The 22,740-nt window shown below is 58.5% G+C and carries 21 protein-coding genes, 1 tRNA gene and 2 pseudogenes; 9 read left to right on the top strand and 15 right to left on the bottom strand.

Annotated elements, in window-relative coordinates; all coding sequences use genetic code 11:
* Positions 1-37: 37 nt before the first annotated feature.
* Positions 38-1,999: a type IV pilus assembly protein FimV gene (locus tag FNU76_RS00665; protein ID WP_143855901.1), complete on the bottom strand. Its 1,962-nt coding sequence runs from the start codon at positions 1,997-1,999 to the stop codon at positions 38-40.
* A 208-nt stretch (positions 2,000-2,207) separates the two neighbouring features.
* Here FNU76_RS00665 and FNU76_RS00660 point away from each other — a divergent pair, with 208 nt between their 5' ends.
* Together FNU76_RS00660 and FNU76_RS00655 are read left to right on the top strand one after the other, a co-directional pair.
* On the top strand, positions 2,208-2,828 hold the full coding sequence (locus tag FNU76_RS00660) for a TetR/AcrR family transcriptional regulator (protein WP_143855900.1): 621 nt from the start codon (positions 2,208-2,210) through the stop codon (positions 2,826-2,828).
* A gap of 19 nt (positions 2,829-2,847) precedes the next feature.
* Positions 2,848-3,747, top strand: a complete 900-nt coding sequence (locus FNU76_RS00655) for an alpha/beta hydrolase (protein ID WP_143855899.1) — start codon at positions 2,848-2,850, stop codon at positions 3,745-3,747.
* Positions 3,748-3,759: 12 nt separating this feature from the next.
* Here FNU76_RS00655 and FNU76_RS00650 read toward each other — a convergent pair whose 3' ends face one another.
* Positions 3,760-5,820 (bottom strand): family 20 glycosylhydrolase, encoded by a 2,061-nt coding sequence (locus FNU76_RS00650; RefSeq protein ID WP_179958288.1) that lies wholly within the window; start codon positions 5,818-5,820, stop codon positions 3,760-3,762.
* A gap of 331 nt (positions 5,821-6,151) precedes the next feature.
* Positions 6,152-6,760 (bottom strand): arylesterase, encoded by a 609-nt coding sequence (locus FNU76_RS00645; protein WP_143855897.1) that lies wholly within the window; start codon positions 6,758-6,760, stop codon positions 6,152-6,154.
* Between the two features lie 71 nt (positions 6,761-6,831).
* Between FNU76_RS00645 and FNU76_RS24255 the strand changes: the two are divergent.
* The 4 genes and pseudogenes from FNU76_RS24255 to FNU76_RS00630 all read left to right on the top strand — a co-directional run.
* Positions 6,832-7,527 (top strand): annotated as a pseudogene (locus FNU76_RS24255) (chromosome segregation SMC family protein); the annotation flags it as partial.
* Positions 7,528-8,795: 1,268 nt separating this feature from the next.
* Positions 8,796-10,334 carry a coiled-coil domain-containing protein gene (locus FNU76_RS24250; protein WP_308418591.1) on the top strand — a complete coding sequence of 513 codons (1,539 nt, stop codon included), beginning with the start codon at positions 8,796-8,798 and terminating at the stop codon, positions 10,332-10,334.
* A gap of 31 nt (positions 10,335-10,365) precedes the next feature.
* On the top strand, positions 10,366-10,836 hold the full coding sequence (locus FNU76_RS00635; RefSeq protein ID WP_143855896.1) for a DUF3592 domain-containing protein: 471 nt from the start codon (positions 10,366-10,368) through the stop codon (positions 10,834-10,836).
* A 99-nt stretch (positions 10,837-10,935) separates the two neighbouring features.
* The gene (locus tag FNU76_RS00630; RefSeq protein WP_143855895.1) at positions 10,936-11,571 is read left to right on the top strand and encodes a hypothetical protein; all 636 of its coding nucleotides are present in this window, start codon (positions 10,936-10,938) and stop codon (positions 11,569-11,571) included.
* 410 nt (positions 11,572-11,981) lie between these two features.
* Here the strand turns inward: FNU76_RS00630 and FNU76_RS00625 are convergent, their stop codons facing one another.
* From FNU76_RS00625 to FNU76_RS00615, 3 genes are all read right to left on the bottom strand, one after another.
* The gene (locus FNU76_RS00625) at positions 11,982-12,770 is read right to left on the bottom strand and encodes a hypothetical protein (RefSeq protein WP_143855894.1); all 789 of its coding nucleotides are present in this window, start codon (positions 12,768-12,770) and stop codon (positions 11,982-11,984) included.
* A gap of 100 nt (positions 12,771-12,870) precedes the next feature.
* Positions 12,871-14,355: a hypothetical protein gene (locus FNU76_RS00620; RefSeq protein WP_143855893.1), complete on the bottom strand. Its 1,485-nt coding sequence runs from the start codon at positions 14,353-14,355 to the stop codon at positions 12,871-12,873.
* A gap of 70 nt (positions 14,356-14,425) precedes the next feature.
* Positions 14,426-14,662, bottom strand: a complete 237-nt coding sequence (locus FNU76_RS00615; RefSeq protein WP_143855892.1) for a hypothetical protein — start codon at positions 14,660-14,662, stop codon at positions 14,426-14,428.
* 446 nt (positions 14,663-15,108) lie between these two features.
* Between FNU76_RS00615 and FNU76_RS00610 the strand changes: the two genes are divergently transcribed.
* Positions 15,109-15,504 (top strand): hypothetical protein, encoded by a 396-nt coding sequence (locus FNU76_RS00610; protein ID WP_143855891.1) that lies wholly within the window; start codon positions 15,109-15,111, stop codon positions 15,502-15,504.
* Positions 15,505-15,574: 70 nt separating this feature from the next.
* On the opposite strand, the gene FNU76_RS00605 is transcribed toward FNU76_RS00610, so the two are convergent.
* On the bottom strand, positions 15,575-16,522 hold the full coding sequence (locus tag FNU76_RS00605) for a hypothetical protein (RefSeq protein ID WP_143855890.1): 948 nt from the start codon (positions 16,520-16,522) through the stop codon (positions 15,575-15,577).
* 395 nt (positions 16,523-16,917) lie between these two features.
* Between FNU76_RS00605 and FNU76_RS00600 the strand changes: the two genes are divergently transcribed.
* A tRNA-Leu gene (locus tag FNU76_RS00600) sits at positions 16,918-17,002 on the top strand.
* 87 nt (positions 17,003-17,089) lie between these two features.
* Here FNU76_RS00600 and FNU76_RS00595 read toward each other — a convergent pair.
* The 8 genes and pseudogenes from FNU76_RS00595 to FNU76_RS00565 form a co-directional block, all read right to left on the bottom strand.
* Positions 17,090-18,091, bottom strand: a complete 1,002-nt coding sequence (locus tag FNU76_RS00595; RefSeq protein WP_143855889.1) for a tyrosine-type recombinase/integrase — start codon at positions 18,089-18,091, stop codon at positions 17,090-17,092.
* 59 nt (positions 18,092-18,150) lie between these two features.
* Positions 18,151-18,297: pseudogene (locus FNU76_RS25420) on the bottom strand (helix-turn-helix domain-containing protein); the annotation flags it as partial.
* 237 nt (positions 18,298-18,534) lie between these two features.
* Positions 18,535-18,771, bottom strand: a complete 237-nt coding sequence (locus FNU76_RS00585) for a hypothetical protein (protein WP_143855887.1) — start codon at positions 18,769-18,771, stop codon at positions 18,535-18,537.
* Between the two features lie 171 nt (positions 18,772-18,942).
* A complete protein-coding gene (locus FNU76_RS00580; protein ID WP_143855886.1) occupies positions 18,943-19,599 on the bottom strand; it encodes a hypothetical protein in 657 nt (218 codons plus the stop codon).
* 20 nt (positions 19,600-19,619) lie between these two features.
* The gene (locus FNU76_RS00575) at positions 19,620-20,285 is read right to left on the bottom strand and encodes an AAA family ATPase (protein ID WP_143855885.1); all 666 of its coding nucleotides are present in this window, start codon (positions 20,283-20,285) and stop codon (positions 19,620-19,622) included.
* A 10-nt stretch (positions 20,286-20,295) separates the two neighbouring features.
* On the bottom strand, positions 20,296-20,793 hold the full coding sequence (locus FNU76_RS00570; protein ID WP_143855884.1) for a siphovirus Gp157 family protein: 498 nt from the start codon (positions 20,791-20,793) through the stop codon (positions 20,296-20,298).
* A gap of 18 nt (positions 20,794-20,811) precedes the next feature.
* Entirely contained in the window at positions 20,812-20,958 is a 147-nt protein-coding gene (locus FNU76_RS23995) for a hypothetical protein (RefSeq protein WP_179958193.1), read from the bottom strand.
* 145 nt (positions 20,959-21,103) lie between these two features.
* Entirely contained in the window at positions 21,104-21,343 is a 240-nt protein-coding gene (locus FNU76_RS00565) for a hypothetical protein (RefSeq protein WP_143855883.1), read from the bottom strand.
* A 273-nt stretch (positions 21,344-21,616) separates the two neighbouring features.
* Between FNU76_RS00565 and FNU76_RS00560 the strand changes: the two genes are divergently transcribed.
* Complete coding sequence (locus FNU76_RS00560; RefSeq protein ID WP_143855882.1) at positions 21,617-22,618, top strand: NAD-dependent epimerase/dehydratase family protein; 1,002 nt, start codon at positions 21,617-21,619, stop codon at positions 22,616-22,618.
* Positions 22,619-22,740 lie beyond the last annotated feature (122 nt).

Raw genomic sequence — 22,740 nt, 5'->3', positions numbered from 1 at the left:
AACAAGGTGGCGCCCGCTTCGCGTTCTCCGGTGGCGATCAGCTGGCGAGCGCGTTCGAGATTGCCGAGCGGCTTGCCGCTGGGAGACTTGCCCGCGCCTGGCTCCCGTATCGGGGGAACCTCGATGATGTCCAGGACCTGCGGTTCGCCGATGGCGGTATGCGATCGCTCCAGCTCGAAGACCAGCGGCGCCATTTTGATCGGTTCCTCCGGGATGGGGGCCGGCGGGCTATGCCGGCATCCAGGATGTCATTGAGGCTATGTTCCGGCTCGTTTTCCGATTCCCGGATTGAAGCGGACTGTTCCTGCTTGAACAGGGCTTCATTCGGCGCCAGCTCGATGCCCATGCGCCGGACCTTGTTCCATAAGGCTTCGCTGGCAAAGCTTGTTTTGAATCGGCTGGCTACTTCGATATAGCGATCGACATCGCGATTGCCGTATAGCAATTCCAGTAGCTGCATCCAGTTCACCAGGCTGGTCGGATAAGCTTCGATTTCGTCCTGCAGCATGATGATGGCGCGGTCGTACTGACCATTCGCCGCCAACACCGCCGCCTCGCTGGCGGCGCTATTCAGAATGAACACATCCATATCCGATGCCTGCGGCTCCTGCACCGGGGAATCGTAACGCGGCGGGGGAATAGGCCGGCTAGGCGGTGGCGCCGTTTCCTTGGGTTCCAAGCCCTTCCACAGCTGGGTTTCCCTGTCCTCGCCCAGCGAAGCGGCCAGCTTGGCGCCGGCGCTATTGGCCTGATTGCGGCGACGGCTGCTATTGCCGTGCAGTAGAAGCGCCAGTAGCGCCGCCAGCCCGGCGCCGGCCGTTGCGCCGACCGCCAGTCCGCCCCAGTCCGTGGTCGGCTTCAAGGCCTGGCTGCGTTCCGCGTCACGCCTGCCCAGTTGCTCGACCAGCCAATTCAGCCGCTTATCCAGCTTCTCGATGCGATTCCGCGCTTCGTGCAGCATGGCCAATTGCTCGGCTGCCTGGTCCAGCAGCAGCCGTTCGCGCTCGTGTATCGCATCTTGCGGATTGGCCGGCGTACCCTTGGCCGCCGGTTCGGCGGAAATCTGCAAACGGTCGGTGACCGGGGCAATGGCCTTGCCGGCCGAGGTGGCGGCTTGCGCGCTGGGCATGGTGGGTACAGCGGTAAGCTTCTCGGGCAGCTGCAATTGCATGCCGGGCGGCAGCGGTTTTTCACCATTGCGCGGCAACTGTGGATTGAGCTTGCGCATCGCTATCACCAGGGCTTTTTTTTCGGCGGGCTGGTCTGGATAGAGACGGCGGACGATGGCATAGAATGATTCGCCGGGCTGCACGGTCCAACTCCGGCCGCGCCCGTTCAGGCCGTCGGATGGCGCCGGCTGGGCAAGCGGCAAGGACAAGGTGGTTGCCGGCGGCAGGCGGGCCTCGCCATCGGCCGGCAAGTCGGGATTCAGCGCGCGCATGCCCGCGATAAATTGACGGCGCGCATCCGGGCGATCGGGAAAGCGCTCCCTGGCCATGCCGTACAGGCTGTCTCCCGCCTGGCTGCTCACGGTTTCACCCGCTATGTCGCCGGCTTCCGGCGATAGCTGGCGGGCCGTTCTATCTGCCTGAGGGAGCGTGGCCGCTGGCGTTCTGACTGTGTTGATCGGGGGGTCCAGCAGCAGCGTGTAATCGCGCTTGATATCGGAGCCATCGACACAATGCAGGCGTACCGACAAGGTCAGCACCGGTTCATTCAGGATTGCGTCGCCGGCCAACCTGGCCCAGCCGCCGCTGCGGTCAGGGGTAAATTCGATGTACAAGCGCCGCGCGTTGGCTCCTTCGCTATCGCGTAGGCTGGCGGAGAGGCAATCCGCAGCGATCGATTCCCCGCTATTCGCGCCGATCCTGACGCGCGCCTCGAGAAATTGTCCTAGTCCGGATTGCAATTGAAGTTCGTCGAGCGAACCGGCCTGGGACAGACCGACAAAGCCGAGCGCAAGCGACAGCTGGGTGAGAGATGCGAATGGTCTGGGCAAGAAACTTCGCGCCATATAGTACCTCCGGAAACCCGTCCACCCTTCCCGACAGGCGGACAGCACTACCATTGATATAAGCCATCCACGGGGCTTTATGCCAAGTAAAGCCTATATGCCGCGGCTTATTGACTAATTTGTCGCGATTTTGCTTGAAATAAAACGAACGGTCGTGCTATAAAGTGGCCATTATCCTGCCATGCCGATTGCCATGTCCCGTACCCTCAGCAAGGGCGAAGCCACCCGTGAAGCCATTCTCGATGCCGGAATCGCATTGGCGCGCGAGTTTGGCCTGGCGGCACTGACGATAGGCGAACTGGCCGAGCGGGCGCAGATGTCCAAAAGCGGTGTATTCGCCCACTTTGGCTCGAAGGAAGAACTGCAATTGGCGGTATTGCGCGCTGCGCAAGGCCGTTTTGACGAGTCCGTTTCAAGGGTGGCTTTCCAGACGCCCCGTGGCTTGGCCCGCCTGCGCGAATTGTTTTCACGCTGGCTAAGCTGGTCGGCCGCCCGCCCGCAACCGGGTGGCTGTTTGATGCTGGCGGCTGCCAGCGAGTTTGACGACCGGCCGGGGCTGGTGCGCGACTACCTTGCCAAGCAACAGCTAGGCTGGCTGGAAGGGCTGCAACGCACGGTGTCTTATGCAATCGAGGCTACCGAACTGCCTGCCGATACCGATACCGAGCAATTCGCCTTCGAGCTGTTCGGATTGATTCTGTCTACCCATCACCACGCTCGCCTTTTGAATGACGATCGCTACTTTCGGGCCGCCCAGGCCGGATTGGAGCGTTTGATCAGCGCCCCTCCACGGCGTAACCCTACCCATCCATGACACTTAGCGGGAGAGCAACATGAACAGCCCAGTTTTGACCGTTAAAAGCACGAACGTTCGTAATATAGTGGCGCTGACGTCGCTACGCGCCTGTTTGGGCACGCTGGCGAGCTTTGCTCCGGGTTTGGCTGCGGCATGGGCGGAACGGCTATTCCTGCGCCCGCCGCGCCACGACTGGCCCAGAGTCGAGCAAGCCTGGCGGGACAGGGCGGAACGGAGCGAGCTATACACTGCCGGTTTGCCCATTTCGGAATGGGATGGCAAGCCCATGCGCATCTATCGCTGGGGCGAAGCCCGCCACGGCAAGGTCGTGATGCTGCACGGCTGGGGAGGCCGGGCAACCCAATTCCATGAATTCATTGCCCCGCTCACGGCTGCCGGCTACCAGGTGGTGGGAATCGATGCGCCAGGCCATGGCGCCAGCCACGGAAATCAGGCTTCCGTACTGCACTTTGCCCATGCCCTGACGCGGGTGATTCGCAACGAAGGCCCTGTGACGGCGGTCCTGGCCCATTCACTGGGTGGCGCCGCGACCGTTTACGCCTTGGCCAGCCACAAGCTGGCGGTGGAAAAGGTCGTATTGATTTCCCCCAGTGCCGATGTGGCTGCGTATGCCCGCTATATTGGACGGCTCCTGAATCTGGACAAGGCAGTACTGGCCGGGGTGCAGCAGCGCATGGAAACCCGCTTCGGCATTCTCTGGCAGGAGCTCAATGCGATCAGCCTGGCCGGACGGCTGGACCTGCCCGCTTTGATCCTGCATGACCGTAACGACAGGGAAGTACCGAGCAGCACGGGAGCGAAGCTGGCCGAAGCCTGGCAGGGCGCCCGGCTGCTGCTGACGGAAGGGTTGGGTCACCGCCGCATCTTGCGGGATGCGGCGGTGGTGCGCGAAGCAGTGGCGTTTCTACGTAAATAGGCGCACAGGGTCTCACTGTCCGCAGGGCAGGCTTGCCTCGGCAATGCCTGCCGGGGAAAGGGCACGATTGACCCAGCGGAGGTAGCGAATACCGTGCTGAAGCGGATGGGTGGGCTTGCCGATTTGCGCCACGGGCAAAGACATCACGTTGAGATTGCTCGCCTGGATCTTGCCGTGGCTGTCCCACAGCGACGTACCGGAGGGCGTTCCTATCAAGGTGACCGCTTGCCAGCCATCCGCTACATCGTAAGGGAAGGAAAACCTGCCGACGGGGGTATCCGGCGTGGATCCGTTGGCTGTCCCGGTGGTCATGCCAAAGACCTGCCGCTCGCCATCCCGGAAGATATTCAGCGAAGTCAGGCTGGAGTTGAGCAGGAACTGTGTCGCGTCATTGGCGCCCTGGTTGCGCTTGATACAGAAAGTGGCGCTCCACGGCACCGGAATATCGCTGACGGACTGGCCCAGCGGCGCATAGCCATTGAATCCGACCGGCGCTTGCCATGTCGTCACCTGTGGCGGGCGTTGCGTAATGCTTGCCGGAGCCGGCCCGGTTTTTTCCATGATCGCGACAAACTGGTCCAGCCCCATGGATTGGGTCTTACCCCCCGTCCAGGCGGCGTTGGCGATCAAGGCCAGAGGCCTGGCGGCCAGCGTCAGGACATAGTCGGTCGGCTTGTCCGTCATGCCGTCGTTCCAGATATTGAAGGAAGCACCGAGGAACTTCTCCTCATCGGGATCGAGCTTGTGGTTGTCGGTCCGGGAAAAGACGTTGGGTTGCCAGCTATTCAGCAGATAATTCTCCGGCGGCGGGAAATCCCACTCCTCCTGGGCAAAGCCGGGCGTGAGATAGGTCATCGTATAGGCATGGTTGGCCACATGAAAACCTTTGTTCACCAATAGTTGTGGATCGTTGAGCAGCCAGGAATCGATCACGATGTCGCGATCGGGATCCCGTGGCGACATGGAGTATTTGGCATTCAGCGAGACTGCGTCCCACCCTGTCCAGATGCGGGTGGTCTTGCCTAGCCCGCGCACGAACCGATTCATGTCATTCATAAAATCCACGAAGAGTCCGCCGGGGACCATCGCCGGCTGGTCGGGCCGGCCCTGGCAGGCAGGCCGGATGCGGCCCTGCGGATCAAGGCAGGCATTCACCAATTGTCCGCACTGGCTCATCAGTTGCTGATTGGGGTATTCGTCGCCGCCGATATGGAAGTACTTGCCCTCGAACCAAGGCGCGAACTCGCCCACCACCTGCTTTACGAACGCGACGGCTTCCGGCTTGGTCACGTCTATCGTCCAGCGTGGGTAGATCACCCCGCCTATGGTGTAGCTTGCCATGCTGGGGCAGGTGAAATTGATCGTCTTGCCCTGGGCGCCATAGCTGCGTGCGTAGTAGTTGCCGAGCGCGGTGGCGTGCCCGGGCAGGTCGATTTCCGGGATGATGGAAACATGATATTTCCGGGCGAATGCTTCCAGTTCCTTTATGTCATCCCTGCTGTAGCTTTCCACACTGGGCGCGAGGCCGGGGTAGCGCGGACTATTCAGGCGAAAAGCCTGCGCATCGGTGAAATGGATGTGGAAATAGTTCATTTTGTAATACGCCATCTGGCGTATCAAATTCTTTAGATCCTCCAGCGGATAGAACTGCCGGGCCACATCCAGCGTAAGAATACGCTCCCGCACGGTGGGCCAATCGCGGATTTGCATCGATGGCGCCTTGAAATGGCCGTTTTGGTCCTGCAATAGCTGCAGCAAGGTCCGTGTAGCGTTAAATGCGCCATTGGCGTGCGGCGCCTGGATCTTTACGCCGTTGTCGATATTCAGCAGGTAGCCGTCGACATTGATGCCGGTAGGCGGCGGTCCGGTGCGTGATTGCACGATCAGACAGATTGCGTCGGACGGGCAGTCGGCGCGTTGGGCGGTGGCGAGCGTCAAGCCGGTCTTGCTGCGAATATCCTCCACCAGCACCTGGGCAATGGCTTGTTCAGCGGGATCCAGGTACACGACGGTGGTGGAAGGCTTGAGTTCGAAGCTATTGCTGGCACTACCGATTTCGACCGCCTTGCGCATAAAAGGAATGGCGCGTGTTTGCGGGGAGAGTTTATCGGTATCGACAAGATTACTCGCGAAACTCGCTTGCGATAGGAATAGCAGGGAGGCGGATATATATGCTACCCAACCTGGCTGAACAAAGCAGCGCATAGAAAGTCCTCTTCAAAAAATAAAAGATTAAATTGGGTATTTAATTTAAATCCAATAATCCAAAAAGGAAATTACTCCGAATCTATATTCGCAGCTTTGACTTATTTAGAAAGATTGTTGCATTTTGACGCTTGGTATTTTACCGATAGGCGCGTGCAGGCAACGCGAACAGTCGCTTCCGCGTGTTTGCAGCGCCTGTTCAGAGCGCGCCCAGCTCCCGCAGGCGGGCGGCGATCGCTTCGGCCAGGGCCTGGTAACCGGCGGTATTGGGATGGACCAGATCGCTCTTCATTGCCTTGCTGCCCAGGATTTCCAGCAAGGCCTCGTCTTCCAGCGGGACGCCGTATTGTTCTGCCAACTGCTCATACAGCGGCGGGACGTTCAGGCCATAACCGGGCTTGGGCGTGGCCACCAGCAACACCGGCAACTTGCGGGATTGGGCCAATTCCAGCATGGCCTGCAAATTCGCCCGCGTTTCACTTTCCGGCCGATGTTTGAGAAAGTCGTTGCCGCCCAGGCAAAGTATCAAGAGGGCAGGCTTGGCTTCGTCCAGCGCGCTTTCCAGGCGGGCCAGGCCATCGGCCGTGGTATCGCCGGGAACGCCGGCATTGTCCACCCTGTGCTTGATCAGATCCTGCAAGATTGCCGGATAGCTGCTTTCCGCCGGTGCACCCGTACCGTAAGTCAGGCTATCCCCAAAGGCCAGCACGCCGGCTTCGGCGGGCAGCCGCTCCATCTTCGGCTTTCCGCCGCAAGCGGTCAGAAGGAGGGTGGCCAGTAGCAGTAGACGCAGGAGAAGTGTGTGCATGGTCTTGCCCATGATAATTCATTCACATCGTTTACAATCCGCCGACCTTCGCCATCCCTTAGAATGCCGCCGTGCGCCTTACCCACGTCAAACTTGCCGGTTTCAAGAGCTTCGTCGATCCCACCGTTATCCCCGTTCCCGGCCAACTGGTCGCGGTGGTCGGCCCCAACGGCTGCGGCAAATCCAATGTGATCGATGCGGTGCGCTGGGTGCTGGGTGAGTCGTCGGCCAAGCAACTGCGCGGCGAATCGATGCAGGATGTGATCTTCAACGGTTCCAGTGGCCGCAAGCCGGTCAGCCGGGCGTCGGTGGAACTGGTTTTCGACAATGCCGAAGGACGCGCCGCCGGCGCCTGGTCACAATACGCCGAGATTGCCATCAAGCGCGTGCTGACGCGTACGGGCGAGTCGTCCTACCACATTAATAACCTGCAATGCAGACGCAAGGACATCGCCGACCTTTTTCTCGGCACCGGTGTCGGTACGCGGGGCTATGCGGTGATCGAGCAGGGCATGATCTCGCGCATCATCGATGCCCGGCCGGAGGAGCTGCGTGCCTTTCTGGAGGAGGCCGCCGGCATCTCCAAGTACAAGGAGCGCCGCAAGGAGACCGAAAGCCGCATCGGCGACACGCGCGAGAATCTTGCGCGGGTAGACGATATCCGCCTGGAATTGACCGGCCAGCTCGAGAAGTTGGAAACCCAGGCCGGCATCGCGTCGCGTTTCAATGAGTACAAGTCCCAGCTGACCGAAAAGCAGAATCTGCTGGCCTTGCAACGCAAGCTGGATGCGGAGCGCGATGAAGCGCAATGCCGCGGCGATATCGCGGCGGCACAGACCGGCCTCGAATCGCAGACCAGCCGCTTGCGCGAAACCGAAGCTGCCATCGAAATGCTGCGGGAAGCGCATTACGACGCCACCGATAGGGTGAGCGAGGCGCAGACCATGTTGGCCGAAGCCAGTGCCGGCGTGGCGCGCATGGAGCAAAAACTGCTGCACCTGCGGGAAACCCGACAGCGCCTCGGCCAACAGCAGGCGCATGCACGCCAGCGGCTGGACGAGCTGGGCCGGCAAGGCCAAGCGCTGCTGACCGAACGGGACGAGTGGCAGAACAAGCGCGATGAAGCGGTCATGGCGCAGGAAGATATCCAGCTGGACTTGCTGTCCGAGCAGGATGCCCTGCCCAGGCTCGAAGAAGCACAGAAGCGCCACGAAGCCACGCTGGGCGAAGCGCAGCTGGCGTTTTCGCACGCCAGGCAGGGCAAGCAACTCGCCGAACAGCAGTTGCAGCACCTCGATCGCAGCCTGGCGCAGTTGCAACAGCGACGCGAGCGATTGGAGACGGAGCAGCGCAATCTGCCCATGCCCGATACCGATCTGCTCGACGACAAGCGCTTGGTCCTGGAAGAACTGAGCTTGAGTCTGGAAGAGGCGCAAGGCCGGCTGGGCGAATTGGACCTTACCTTGCACCAGGCGGAGGACGCGCGCGGCCGGCATCGCCGCGAGGTGGAAATGCTCCGCACCGAGCGCGCCGAAACCAGCGCCCGCCATGACGCCCTCGCCAAGCTGCAGGCGCAAGCCAGCGCGGACAAGGATCTCACTGGCTGGTTGGCCAGGCAGGGACTGCAGGATGCGCCGCGGGTATTCCGGCATCTGCGTATCGATCCCGGCTGGGAGGTTGCGGTCGAGGCGGTGTTGCGCGAGCGCATGAATGCCGTGGTGGGGGAGGGTGCCCCCTTTACCGAAGCAGCGCCGGCCCGGCTGAGCTGGGTTGGCGCCGTCAGACAAGCTGCCTCGACCGGGGAGCCGCGCGATATCGGTCTGCCCGCGCTGGCCGACCGTGTCGGCTCCGACCTTGCCATGCTGACGCCCGCGCTGCGGGACTGGCTGGCGCAGGTCTGGTGCGTGGCCGGCGATGACGAACTGGCCCAGGCACAGCCAAATTTGCCCCCGGGCGGGCTGGCCGTTTCACCATCCGGCCATGCCGTCAGCCGCCATGCCATGCACTTCCACGCCCCGACAATGCGCTGGCAGGTGTGCTGCAGCGCGAGCGCGAGCTGGCCGAGCTGGCCCAGCGATTGGCGCAACTCGGCCCGGCCCTGGAGGCCGAAACCACGGCGCTGCACGCCGCCGAACAAAAGTTGGGTGAACTGCACGGCGAACTCAAACATGCCCGTACCCGGCTGGATGTGCTGCGCCAGCAGCGGGGCGAACGGCAAGTGGAGCTGGCCCGTCTTAGCCAGGCCGCCGAACAGGCACAGTCGCGGCGTGCCGTTCTGCAGCAGGAAATCGCCGAGTTGGCGGAAGAAGCCGGCGAACTTGCGCTGGAACGCGAGGATGTCAAACTGGAAGCCGAGCAGGCGGCCAGTCAGTTGCCGGAACTGGAACGTGCGGTGGAGACCGGCAAGTTGGCCCGGGCCGAGGCCGAAACCGCGCTGGATATACAGCGCGGCCGGCTGCGACAGGTCGAGCGCCAGGCACAGGAGAGCGGCTTCGCCCGGCAGTCGGCCGAAGCCCGCTTGGCCGAATTGGCCAGGCGCGATCAGGATCTCTCTACCCAGTTGGAGGAAGCGCAGCTGCGTCTGGACGAAGCCAGCTTCGATCTGGAAGGCATCGACGAGGGCGAGTTCGATATCGGTTTCCAGGAAGCCGTGAACCAGCGGGCGGAGAAGGAACGGATTTTGGCCGGCTTGCGCGATGCCGCCAATGCCGCCACCAACGCGCTCAAGGAGCGCGAGCTGGAAAAGCAGCTGATCGAACAGGGGTTCGACCCCCTACGCGACAAGCTCGGCGATTTGCGGCTCAAGGAACAGGAAGCGCGCCTGGCGCTGGAACGGTTCAGTCAGGAATTGCTGGACGCGGAGGCCGATGTGGCGGCCTTGTTGCCGCTGATCGGCAACGGCCTGAAGATCAACACGCTGGTAAGCGAAATCGGCAAACTGAGCCAAGCCATCAATGCACTGGGCAATGTCAATCTGGCCGCCCTGGACGAGCTGAATGCCGCCCGCGAGCGCAAGCTCTACCTGGATACCCAGGCCGCCGACCTGATCGAAGCCATGGAAACGCTGGAAAGTGCCATCCGCAAAATCGACCGCGAAACCCGCGCCATGCTGCAGACCACCTTCGACACGGTGAACGGCAATCTGCAGGAACTCTTTCCGCTGCTGTTCGGTGGAGGACATGCCGAGCTGATACTGACCGGCGACGAGATTCTGGATGCCGGCATCCAGATCATGGCGCAACCGCCCGGCAAGAAAAATTCCACCATCCATCTGCTGTCCGGCGGTGAAAAAGCCCTGACGGCGCTCTCACTGGTATTTGCGTTATTCCGCCTCAATCCGGCACCCTTCTGCCTATTGGATGAAGTGGATGCGCCGTTGGATGATGCCAATACTGCGCGCTTCTGTGAAATGGTCAAACGTATGGCAGAACGTACGCAGTTCTTGTACATCAGCCATAACAAGATAACCATGGAAATGGCCGATCAGCTGGTTGGCATAACCATGCAGGAACAAGGGGTTAGCCGGGTGGTGGCGGTGGATATCGAAGAAGCCCTGCGGATCGCGGGACCCTAAATATCCTTGAGAGAAAACGGCGGTAGACGACATGACAGCGGTACCGACAGGTGCACATTGGCAGCAACTTGCCGTGCTTCAAGGCGCTAGCCTCTTCCTTCTGGCTACTGGATGTGCGATGGCGGCGTGGGGGCTATACGAACTGTATTGTGCACGCCGGAGTTTGGCCTGGCCTGCTGTGCGGGGCAAAGTAGTCAGGTCCAAAGTGACACGCTATATATCCAAGCCGACTCGATGGGATTGGGAAGTGCGCTATCGCTATGAGGTCAACGGCAGCAGTTACGAAGGCTATCGTGTCTTTTTTGGTGGGACGGTGCCAATTTCGACTGCCCGCGCCATCGTCAGCAAGTTCGCGTTGGATTCAACCGTCACGGTTTACCACCATCCGGAAAAACCCGCGAAAAGCGTGTTAATGCGCGGTGCGAATAAATTCACCTATCTGCCTTTCCTTGCCCCGCTGATTTTATGGCTGGTCGGCCTGATGCTATGGTTCCTGCACTAAGCACCCTGCGGAGCGCATCGAAAAACATAAATCGGCAAGCGTATTTCGAAAGCTGCCACCGCTGATTTGGCGTTTTATCCGTCGGAATTAGCAAGCATCATGCCGCAAGGCAATTTCGCCGAGCGGTGCTTGCTATTTGGCATGCGCGGAGGAAGCAATAAGGGGCGTTGCCATGGACTCACGCGATTTTCACAACAATTCATTGCGAAGGCAGCCACCATGTTTCGTCTCGACCATACTCCTCTTGTTCCTACTCTTCCACCAAGCCATGTTTCGATCAACATCTCCGAGCCCGTCAACGATAGCAGCGCGACAAATGCCCAGTCCGCCGCCCGTATGCTCAGCCCACCCAATAGCACGGAGCGCGTGCCGCTATTAACCCGGGAGTCTGCCTTGGCATCGGCAACAAAGAACGAACTGAAAGCCCTCAAGTACCACGTCAATTTTTACCGAGGGATGATGTTAGTCTCGGCCGGCTGTACCGCCGCCTGCCTGCTCGCTGGCGCCGCTTCCCTACCGATAGTCGCCGTTGGCCTGCACCGCTCCTGGGGAGACGCCGTGGGATTGGCCGTCATGGTGGCAGGCATGGCCGTACCCTGCGGTTTTTGGGTTTTGCGTAGCCAGATTGCCATGTGGACAAATGAATCTCGCTACAAACAAAAAATGCAAAATCCCACGGTGCAGATTGTGCCCTACCGTCCCAATCTGGCGGAGTTTATTGCGCTCGCCGGATAAGACACGCTGCTAGGGGGATTGGGGTTCATCATCGGGCCGGATGGCATACGCTTGTGCGTAGGCCGTCCAGGCTTCGTCGAAACGCTCCGCCTGCCAGTGTGCCTCGGCCTGTTGAAAATATTGCAGTTGTCGGTAGTGCAGTTCTTCAAGACAAACAGGTCTGAGTGCGCCTGCTTGGTAAGCGCACCAGTCGGTACTGCTGGTACTTGGGCGAAAGCAGGGGCAGGCGAGATGCTTAGCACGGCAACATCCTCCATAGGGCACGTCCGCGCTGGACGTTTTGCCATCGCGACGCCGGTTGGAGTCGGCTGCTATCACTTCTCTACGCGAGTTATGGTGTTTGGACCGACAATGTAGGCTGTACGGGCTGCTGAGCGGCGAGGCGAGGGGTAGTCGGATTGCCCGAAAGGCTAGGTAATTGAAATTTCCAGGTCGCTAAAATACTTACCTGGATTTAAGATAAATGCCTCGGGCATTACCTTGTATGAGGCGAGTGCATTTTCCACGCGATCAAGGCCAATTTCCTCTGCTCGCTCATAAGCTTGGAGGCCGCGAATTATTCGCTCATCCTTGTTGGAAAAATCGATGAACTGCAACGGATTTCTTGTGCCAAAGTAAGAAAACTCAACTTTGGGCTTTAGGGCGAGTTTCTTGACTGTTTTCCAATTGAATTCATTGTAGGCTGCGGTAACCGATGGGGCCACAATGTTTTCTTGTTCCCAGCTAAAGAAAGCAGAAAATAGCGTTGACCGGCTATGCTTGTTGAACGCTGTTCCTAGCATGGATGATTCATGGCTTTGACATAGGGTATCCGCAAAGCCTTTTCCTATTGCCGACTCAATCACCTCAGTCCGGCCATAAATTTTCGTGTAGTAATATATTGCATAGGATTCGGCGCAAACCCTTCTGTTGATATCTCGGAATTTATTTGCAAATATATCGAGCGATTCCAGTAGTTCTTGCCGGAATTTTTTATTGAATATGTGGCGGCATGAAAGAATTTTTCCAGCCAGCAAGCCCTTCTTAAAATATCCGGCAGCCCAAAGGGCTCCGTGTGCGGCGATAAGTGGGAAGATATTTCTACCTCCAGAGTCCGCATACATATGATGATAAACACTCGCCCGCTGGCTGAGGTCACTAACGCCTCCCGCTAACTGAAATCCTCGCTGCCTTAGGTATTGGTATGCCTCAGTGGTCATCGTTGCTCCAGTGAGCATTGTCCAAGGTTGAAGGTCGCTGGCAGCCGGAGCTGTCAGCGACGGAAGGAATCCAGAGCGTAGTCAACTACGCCGGAACAAGTTAGTTGGGTGCGGCCTCTACGGAAACCAGTTCAAGGCTCATAGCATCGTCTGCTTGAGCGGTATAGATTTCCCAGCGAACTACACCATAACCCTGGGCGTACCATAGGATGTTATAGGTTCCGCCAGTGTCAGGGGATATGACGCGCTCTTTTATCTTGCAAGTAAGCGGAAAATGTTTCGCGAATGTTTGCAGCGGTCCGATTCCCAATAATGTCGCACTCATGATTTGCGTCGTTGTCGACTCCGGCAGTGCCTGCCCACCCACGGTGGTTTTCGCGCGTTGCTGCAGGGTATAAGTGCGCTCCTGGTTCAAGCTCAAATCAAATGGCATATGGCCGGCGGTGGTTGTTACGGTAGTTTGAAGGCTCGCGGCAGTGCCTGATATCATTACCAACGGCTTTAGACCGTTGAGCATCAGCTCTTGATCTCCTGTCGTCATGGGATCGCTCGTGCCGGCGGCATACATATTTATGCGGTATGCTCCGGTTTGGCCAAACCCTGATAGTGGAATATTCTCCAGGCGATGGGTAGGATGTGCTTTGCCATCGGGGCCGGCTGCGCCCAGGTGATATTTAACTACGTTGCTATTTACTTTAAAGCAATTGCTAAGACTGGCCTCCACTGTCGGTGAGGTGGGGTTGAAATTGAAGCGCTTTAATGGAACGTTAGCACCATTTGGGAGCAGCAGATTGGCCGTATTGCGTGTGGTAAAACTAAAGCCCATAGTGCCGATGCTGCCAGCGATCGGTGCCGCCGCCTTGAAATCACCCATCAAGGACTGGCCATTGGCATACTGAAGCAGTGATCCGCTCAGGGTCTGCGCGTTTTGCAAACTGGCGGTGCTGACATACCAGACCGGCTGGCCTGAACCGTCGTACATAAAACTACCGATAAAGGCAGTGGCACCTTGAACTTCGATAAAGTAGCCGCGCCCGCCTTCCGCTTCGTTCCACCACCAGCCGCTTTCGAAATTACCATTCGAACCGGTAAAAGCAGGCGTGGAAATAGGAAAACGCTCAAGCGTAATATTGCGATTCAGTCCGCTATCGGCTGATGTGACCAGCAAGGCACCCTTGCTGCTTGTATTGAAAGTCAGTGTGATATTGGCAGGCGTGGTCGCTCCCGCAGGCGACTTATAAGGGCCGAGCAATGTTTGCCCGCCTGAATAACGCAGCATCGCACCTGCATAGGAGCCGTCGGCCTGACGATTCAGAGTGGACGTATACCAGGTCGCCAATCCATTGGTTTCGTAAAGGAAAGCAGCGAGAAAAATCTGATTGCCTTGCCGCTCTATGGCGAAGCCGCGTCCGCCCTCTGCCGGATTCCACCACCAACCATTCTCTGGTTCTACCGCGACGGAAGACTGGCTAGAAATCGCTATCTGACTGGCTGCCTCAGGTGGTGCCTTGGCGTCGCCTTCTCCACCGCAACCGACCAACATTGTGATAGCTATCAAACATGCCGAAACAAATCTCAGACGCATATATATTCCATGAAAGGTGATTCATTCGGCCATTGAAAACATGGGGCCGACCCGGTAACGCGACCATGAACTAGGCTGATTTCGCGCTGCTTGACGATTTTTCCGCATGATAACTTAAGGTTGAGCGGCAAAAATATGATTGCGAACCCTCGAGCCCGCGCGGCTTGCGGCCGGTGAAGGCTGCCGCTCCGGCCAGCTGGGCCGCAAAGCGCCCACTGACGGTGTTTAAGCACCTCGCGACGCCAAAGACTGCTTCGAGCGCAGCCATGCCGGCCGGTATAAATGCCAGGATCGGACGCTGCTTCATGCGAATCCCCGCTATCGGTTCGCCGTTCCTTGCCGCCAAGGCGCGGGGCTGCCGGTACGCTAAGCAGCCTGGGGGCTCGCTTGCGCGGCTGATCCTGACCCAACTCTTTGCTGCCGCATCAACCGGGGGGCCATGGCTTGCCAGCCAGCTTGGCGGGTGCTTGGAATGTTCTTTATAAATAAGTACATACGAGCTTGTTGCTGCGCTATAATCCGCGCCCTTGCCATCTTCGCTCCACCGCCGCAGCGCTTGCTGGTGCGAAGTCGTCCTGTGCTTGCCCTCGTTGGTATCCCTCCCGATCAAATGTGGTGGAAGCGGCATGCGACCGGCGTGCCCGGCACCTTGGGCCAGCCGGCATGGCTCATCCTTCTCCGTAGACCTTGCTCCCCTTGGCGATGGATTTGCGGGAGTTTTTTGAATATTTGGCAGTACGAGTGAGATTGTTCATGTTGAAAGAGTCAGCGTTTTTTTTACCGAGTTTGACCCGTGTTTTTGACCAATTCCTGAGCGGTATGCCGATAAGCGAAGGTGTGAGGTCCGAGCAGTCCGCGACCTATAAGGAAACATCGTCCTTACGAGCCAATTTGTCTTTTACCCATCGCGAAAGCGGTAACGCGCTGGCCATCAAGGTGGATCTCAAGGTCAAGCATGGCCGCATCGCGCTGGACTCCGAACTGCTGAGCAATGACGGCCGAGTGTCGATCAATGGACCGGCTCTCGTGCTTCGGTTTACCGATTGGCCGGCGACGAATACTCACTGCCAGAAGTGGTTGCTGGGATTCGAGCAGTTTCTGGCACGTAGGCGGCTGGAGATTATTGGCGAGATCGCGAAGCTGGCGTAGCACGGGTGGCAATCCTCCCAAGCTAAGCGCGTCATCACAGTCGGCACCGGGCGCCGGGAAGCGCATCGCTTCATTTGTTCTGCAGCGGCTGGAAACGTCGCATCTGGCTCCGCTTGTAGAACTCGGACTGAGGCTTCGAAACAGACGGTTTGAGTTCCACGCTCATCCCCTTCACGCTGGAGACCTTGCTGAAGGGCGATACCGTCTTGACCGTTTCGGGGTCGATCCCCGTAGGGCCAACGTAGCCGGTCACCCGACCGTGGTGCCCAAGCGATTGCAGCTTTTGCTGCATGGAACCGGCAAAGGTATTCGTCCATGTGCCCGCATGCCGATTATCTATTGATTGCTCGGCAAAATGCTTCCCGATATCGGGTACATCGTTGAATAGCCTATGCTGCGTACCGCTATAGCAGGAGTTCGCGCGCACCTCGCTGGTCGATGTCAGGCCCTTGTCGTGCAGCTGCTGGGCTACATCGGTCGCGCTGACATATTGGTTCGCATTGCTCCTGATGCGCAGGTCACCAGGCTGACCATGACCTTGCGTATAGACGATCGGCGCACCGCGCTTGGTGCTGATGGACTTGAAGTCCGTCAATCCCCCATCCTGGGTTGACCACTTCTTCAATTGCGCCAACGACTTGGTGCTGTGCGGATCCAGAAGCGTATATTGGCTTGGGTTGGCTAGTTCCTGCTCTATTTTGCTCAGAAAAGCCTTGCGCTGGTTCTGGTCCTTGAATACGGGCCTGATACCGGGCAAATTGCGTTCGTGCCCCCATGAAGTCATCGACAAGGTATTGTCGAACAGATTGCCGATGTCGTCGTGCGGCGAGTAAATATAGCGCTGCTGCGGTTGTAGCGGCTTCAGCTTGGAACGATCGAAATTTTCGATTCGCGTCATGGTCACATTGCGTGCCATATTGCGGGTTTGCGGACTCTCGACACCGTGGCGCTTTAGCAGATCGATCCGCTTCTGCTCCTTGGTCTTGGGCGCGTTACTGGGCTTCTTTTTGAGATTCATATCCCCGTTCCTTCGCTAGACATCGCGTTTTATTTAGGTGTCGTCGTTATGGCAAGCACGTCGCCTCTCCATGCCAAGGCAACACGGACCAGCGAGCGTAACCAATATAGAAGTCCGCCAAGGTTGTGCCAAGGTGGCGAAGGCAGGGGGCCGGCCGGCCAATCCTTCCAAGCTAAGGAAGCTCTGCAAAAGGTGGAAACGTGACACTTCAGTGCGCCACCTGGCAATAAGTACCAATCCTCGACGGCAGCCATGCCGGCTATGCATTTGATTTGACTGGCGATTTTTTCTTGTATCGCCAGTGCCGTAAAACACGTGCAGAAATTGCGCGGGCCTGAGGTAAATAGGGTATTGACCAGCAGGAGCAGTGTCGGCATAATCCGCGTCCTCACTCAGCCCGGGTGATGAAATTGGTAGACGTAGGGGACTCAAAATCCCCCGCCGCAAGGCGTGTCGGTTCGAGTCCGACCCCGGGCACCAGACATAAAAAGCTGTAAGATCAACGGAGTAGCGCTGACACGCTACTCCGTTTTTTGTTCTCCAAAGCTTTGCGTTTCACGGGGTGTGTCAAAAGTGTGTCATGAGCTTGTCGATATGCACGCTGTGCTTATGCAAATGGTCTGGCGCTAAGTGAGCATATCGCCTGACCATCTCTATCGACTCCCACCCTCCCAGCTCCTGCAATTCAGCCAATCCCACACCAGCCTGGATCAACCAACTTGCCCAGGTGTGACGCAGATCATGGAATCGGAAGTCACTGATGCCCGCCTGCTCGCAAGCCTTGTAGAACCCATCGTTGTGGGCGCCGGCAATCGGCTTGCCCCTGTAGGTAAACACCACTTCGTTGTGTTTACCTACTTGTGATCGGATCGCATCCATTGCCGTCTGGTTGAGAGGCACCCCAATGGCCCGGCCGGCTTTGGCCTCGTCGGGATGAATCCATGCGACGTTTCTTCTCATGTCGATTTGGTCCCAGCGCATTCCATAGACATTCGACTTGCGAAGGCCAGTCGCTAGCGCAAGGCGCACAATGGGTACTAGATGCTCCGGCAAATGCTGTATCAGCGTTTGCGCTTCTTCCGGCTTGATCCACCGGATTCGGCGCTTTTCTTCGCGGTAGAGCGTCAAGTGTGGCGCTTTCTCAATCCACAGCCACTCTTTTTCCGCTTTGCGCAATATCGCGCGAAGCAGAGCCAGATAACGGTTCTTGGTGGCGTTTACTGCATCTGGTGCAGCCTGATCTACCGCAGATTTACAATGATCTGCGGTAATGAGGTGCAACTTCACTTTTTCAAAGAGCGGTCGCAGCCGGCGAATTTTCAGCGTGTCGCCCTTGATGCTGCGTTTGTGGTCCTGTTCCTTTAACCAGCGCAGGGCTGCTTCGTCAAAGGTTCGTACTACTCGTTCCTCAAGCTTTATTACTCGCCAGAGGTCGCCTTTGAGGCGATCATGGTACTCCTGCGCGGCCTTTTCGTTTTTGGTCCCAGTAGAGCGTCTAATTCTCTTCCCGCTTGGACCGATAATATCGACGTACCAAAGGCCGCCAGTTTCGCGTGTGTAGATGGGCATGCTGAAATTTCCTGTGGTGCCGCCGCCTGCCCGGGGCGAACATACTCGCCACGGAGGTAGGCTGCAAGGTCGTTCTCTAGAATGACGTAGGCGCGGCCGATCTTGCGACCGGGTGCTTCTGACGCTTTGATCTTGTTGCGTAGGGTCTCGGGGTGGCATTGCGCCAGTGCTGCTGCCTGCTCAAGCGTGTACGTCTGCACCTGCATCCTCCACACCCTTACGCAAGCTGTAGCGCGCCTGCTGCCCAGGTAATACCTCAGCGACAACTGCTCCCTCTGCAGCCATAGCTTGCAGCGCTTCGTGAACGACTGTTGCTTCGAGGCGCAGCCCATGGGCCAAATCGTTGGCGGTCACGCCGCTAGCGACTTGAAGTGCGATAATCAAAAGCGCCCTGGTATTTGTTCTGCTCAATGCGTTGCTCTCCGCGCTCATCACTTGCACCCTCAAATCGTCACCATTTGGCTAAGCGCATCGGCGGCAACGACCGCCACCGGTGCCATATCTGCCTTGGCAATGCGACGCAGTGCTGCAATGGCAATAGAGGTATCGCGCTGAAGCGCCTTCAATCGGATCTCGGCCATGTCGGCGCGTACCGCCAGGTTGGCGTTGTGGTACTGCAATTCGGTCAATGCGTCGTCTTCCGACATCTGTCCGGACAAGGTGCTGGCGTCTAAAAACATGGGATAGCTTTCTAAAGGGTTCCGACACCGGCCATCTCGTCCGGGCAGGAAAAAGCCCCCAGCTTTTTGGGCTGTGGGGCTTGGTGAAGGGAGATGACCGATCTGCCTACGCCGAGGGCCTTTTCAGGCAGAGCGGCGATTTACGGACGGATTTCGGTCTTTGATAGGGCGTCAGAATGGGATGTCGTCTTCAAAATCCTCGAAGCCACCGCCGCTAGCCGGACCGGCCTGGGGAGCGTTGCTTTTGCCCACCGACAGCTTTTTCAGCGCCTTGTCCTTGAGCGATGCCTTCAGTTTTTCCAGCTTATCGGCTCTAGCCGAGCGGCTCAGGATCTCGGTGGCGACCATGCGGGTATCGGCATTGAAGACGCTATACAGCTCCAGCCTGTTGGCGATCTTGATCGCTTGCTGGCTATCGAGGTACTCCTCGGGCGCCAGTTGCAGCAGCAGGCCGATGCGCTTACTGGCCAGGTCGGCATAGGCGTCCACATCCTTCGGCACCTTGGCGCCGGCCTTGTGATCGTACAGCTCGATTGTCTGTCGCGTGGCCTGGATGCTGCGCAGCGATAGGCAGGTCATGATGGCGTGCAGCACGTTGTTGCCTGTGAGCATTTCGCCGCTGGCCTTGGCCGTCCACAGCGTAATGCGTGCCTCTTGCTTATCGGTATCCTCGAAATGCAGTTCGATACCTTCGGTACCGGTGCGGCTGGATTTGACCGCAATGGCGTATTTGAAAGCGCCGATATACTCGCCCGTGGTTTGGATGCGGCTGGATTTCGCATCGGCCTTTTCGGCGGCCTTGGTGTCGAGATTATAAGAACGGGTCATGCAGATTCCTTGTTGGGGTATTAGGCAGCGGGTGCTTGCGTGGTCGAAATGCCGTAGTAGTCGCATAGGCAGGCATCCACGGCAGCCAGGTCGTTGTCGATCAGTTGGTCGGGGAACATGTCGGGCGGCGCCTTGACCGTGTCGCTACCGTTGTTGATCGTGCTGAATTGGAAGCGGCGATCCGTCACCACAGTGCGCAGCACAATGGTGAACAAGCCTTCCAGGGTGATTTTGTCGTCCAGCAGCTTGCCGATGGTCTTCATCTTCACCCGGCCGCAGTCGTCGTTTTGCGTATGAGCAAGGATGTAGACCCGGACGTCGTCGGGCAGGTTGTTGGCGACGGTGAGAATGTCCCAGGCGTGCCGGCCGATCTCGGTGTACTTGTCGAACCCCCTCTCGTTGGATCGCCGCATGAACTCGTTCGCCAGCACGTATTGGAAGTCATCCAGCACGATGATCTTGCGGCTGGTCTTCTGCATTAGGTTGATGATGCGAGCGCTGAAGTCGCTGACGAAGATATTGCCGGGTTGTTTCTTCTCTCTGTCCATGCGCGCCCAGCCCGTCGCTCGGAACGGCAAGGGCTTGCGCACGGCCTGGATCAGCAGGGTTTGTGCGGGATCGAGGTTGCGCAGGCTATAGGTCTTACCCGTCCCGGATTCGCCCAGGACGATGGTGGCAATACTCAATGGGCTTTCCTTATCGAATGTCGAGACGGGAGCCACGCACCAGGCGGGCGCCGGAGACTTCTTCACCGGCGTTCAGGGCGGCGGCGATCAGTTTCTTGTCAGGCTGGGCCGGTGGGGGATCGGGTTGGCGCATAAACTTCGCCGGGATCTGGCTGGCGGTGTCGATCACCACGCTTTGTGGGTTGTCTCGAATGGCCATCTTGAAGTATGGGCTGTCGATGACCTTGATCTGCGTAGCCTGCATTGCGCCCTTGAGATAGTCGCGCAGGTTTTCGGCCCGGCTTTCCATCGCGCGGCGGCGCTCCGCCATTTGCTTCTCGGCGCCCTTGATGGCCTCAGCGTTGGCTTCGAGGTTGCGGATGAACATCGCGACATTGGTCGCTTTGATCTCCAGGGCGCCGGCTAGCCCTTCGAGAGTATCGGCGACTATTTCGGGCGGTAGATCTAGGTCGGCGAGCTTCTCCGCCGCAGTGCGGTATTCCTTGGCTAGTATGTATAAAGCGGTCATGCATCTCCTTTTAGAAAGTCACGGTTCGAGCCAGCTGACCAGGGCGGATAAGCCGACCCAGCCGACCAACCATAGGCAGGCCCAGGCAGCGATTTGCCAGGCTTGCGGTGGGGGCTCGGCAGGGGAAGGTTCCAGCCCTGGGCGGCTGGTAGAGGGTGGGATCATTGAGGGGCTTTCTGGCGAGCCAGGTAGCCCGCAGTGATGTAGGCGCTGTCGCAATGGGTGCAGTCCAGATATCCGCGCCCCAGGGCATCGCCTATATTGTTGCAAGCCGTGCAACGGCTGTACCAGCTTGGTTCAGGCCTGGCGCTTATGCAGCCATCCGCCAGCAGTAATCGTCCTCGCGCTGGCCTAGCACCTGTTCAATTTCGAGGATCTGTTCCTCATTCAGCAGCGGCAGGACATTGACGTCGCCAGCCATGGCTCGCGTGGCTATGTATTCCTCGGCGCAGCCGGGATAAGAGGCACTGCGTGCTTCGGGTGGTGTGTAGTCGTAGGTAACTTCCAGTTCAACGCCCCGGTACAGGACGAATCGGGTAAATGACAGCAAGGAGGGACTCCAAAAAAATCGCCGCGCACTGCAAACGCAGCGAGCGGCGAAGAGCGCCTGCGTTACCAGGCGTCCGAGGTGGAAGGGGTGAGGGTTGGCCCTCAAGTGGGTATTCCGGTGTAACTGACACCCGCGCCTGTGTGCGCGGACCGCTTCGGTCAAGCTGGGCTGGTAGTCACCACTTCAAGTTGATATTCTGCCCTCAGTAAACCAGCTGATCCATACAGCATTGCCGCATCAAAGGCTGTGTGATCTTTGGAGCGAACAGACGTAATGAGTATGCGCATATTGGTATTGGGCGGCACAGGCTTTCTCGGCCGACACGTGATTCAAGAGGCACTCGCTCGCGGCTACTGCACCACGATACTCGACCGTGGCGCGTGCGAGCCCACTCTTTTCGCCTCACATCCTGAGATCGAGCGGCTGCGCGGCGACCGCAATACGGACATATCTGCGCTCGCGGAACACGTATTTGATGGCGTGGTGGATACCAGCGGCTACAACGCAGCACAGATGAAGCGCACGGCTGCGGTACTAAGGAGAGCTTCTTCGGGGGCACACTGGGTCTACATCTCAAGCATTTCGGCGTATGCATCGTTTCCCTCTGGACGAGACTATGACGAATCCGCGCCAAGCCAGCAGGGCGAGGTTGGCTATGGTGCCAACAAGGCGCGCGCCGAAGACGCGCTGATGTCATCGTGGCCTCTGACTCAACAAACGGTGGTGCGACCTGCGCTGATCGTTGGGCCTCACGACCCCACCGGGCGCTTCACCTACTGGCCGCTTCGGGTCGCACGTGGCGGCGAGGTTCTCGCACCAGGCGAACCGTCGAGTCGGATGCAGTACATCGATGTGCGTGACCTCGCCGCGTGGGTATTGAGCTTGTGCGAGCTACGGCACTGCGGGATATTCAATGCAGTGGCCCCAACTGTATCAATGGAGCAGTTGCTCAAGGAATGCCGCCGCGTCACAGGCTCGACCGCTCACTTCCACTGGTGCGATGACCGCATCCTACTAGATGCGGGCGTGCAGCCTTGGATCGGCCTGCCGCTCTGGCTACCGGGAGCTGACCCTGACTTCGGTGGGTTCCAGCGTGCAAGCAACGCACGGGCGGTCGGTGCAGGCCTTCGCTTCCGTCCGCTGTCAGAGACGATCCGTGAGACTTACGAATGGGCTCGTGCCGAACAGGATTTGCCACGCAAACAAGTGTCAGTGATCAATGCGGAGCACGAAGCCAAGATTCTTGCGTTGCTGCGATCAGCATCGACACTCTAGAACTTGGTCTGTGCTGCGAACAGCCGAATTCGGCCAAGAGCAGACACTTTAACCCGGCTGCACTGAGTGACTGGTGCTCGGCCTAAGCGGTTATGGGTAACGTCAGCAGAGGCCGAAGACCA

This window comes from Chitinimonas arctica, assembly GCF_007431345.1.
Lineage (GTDB): Bacteria > Pseudomonadota > Gammaproteobacteria > Burkholderiales > Chitinimonadaceae > Chitinimonas > Chitinimonas arctica.
Note: the sequence above shows the minus strand (reverse complement) of the source record. Positions and strands in the feature narration are given on the sequence as shown.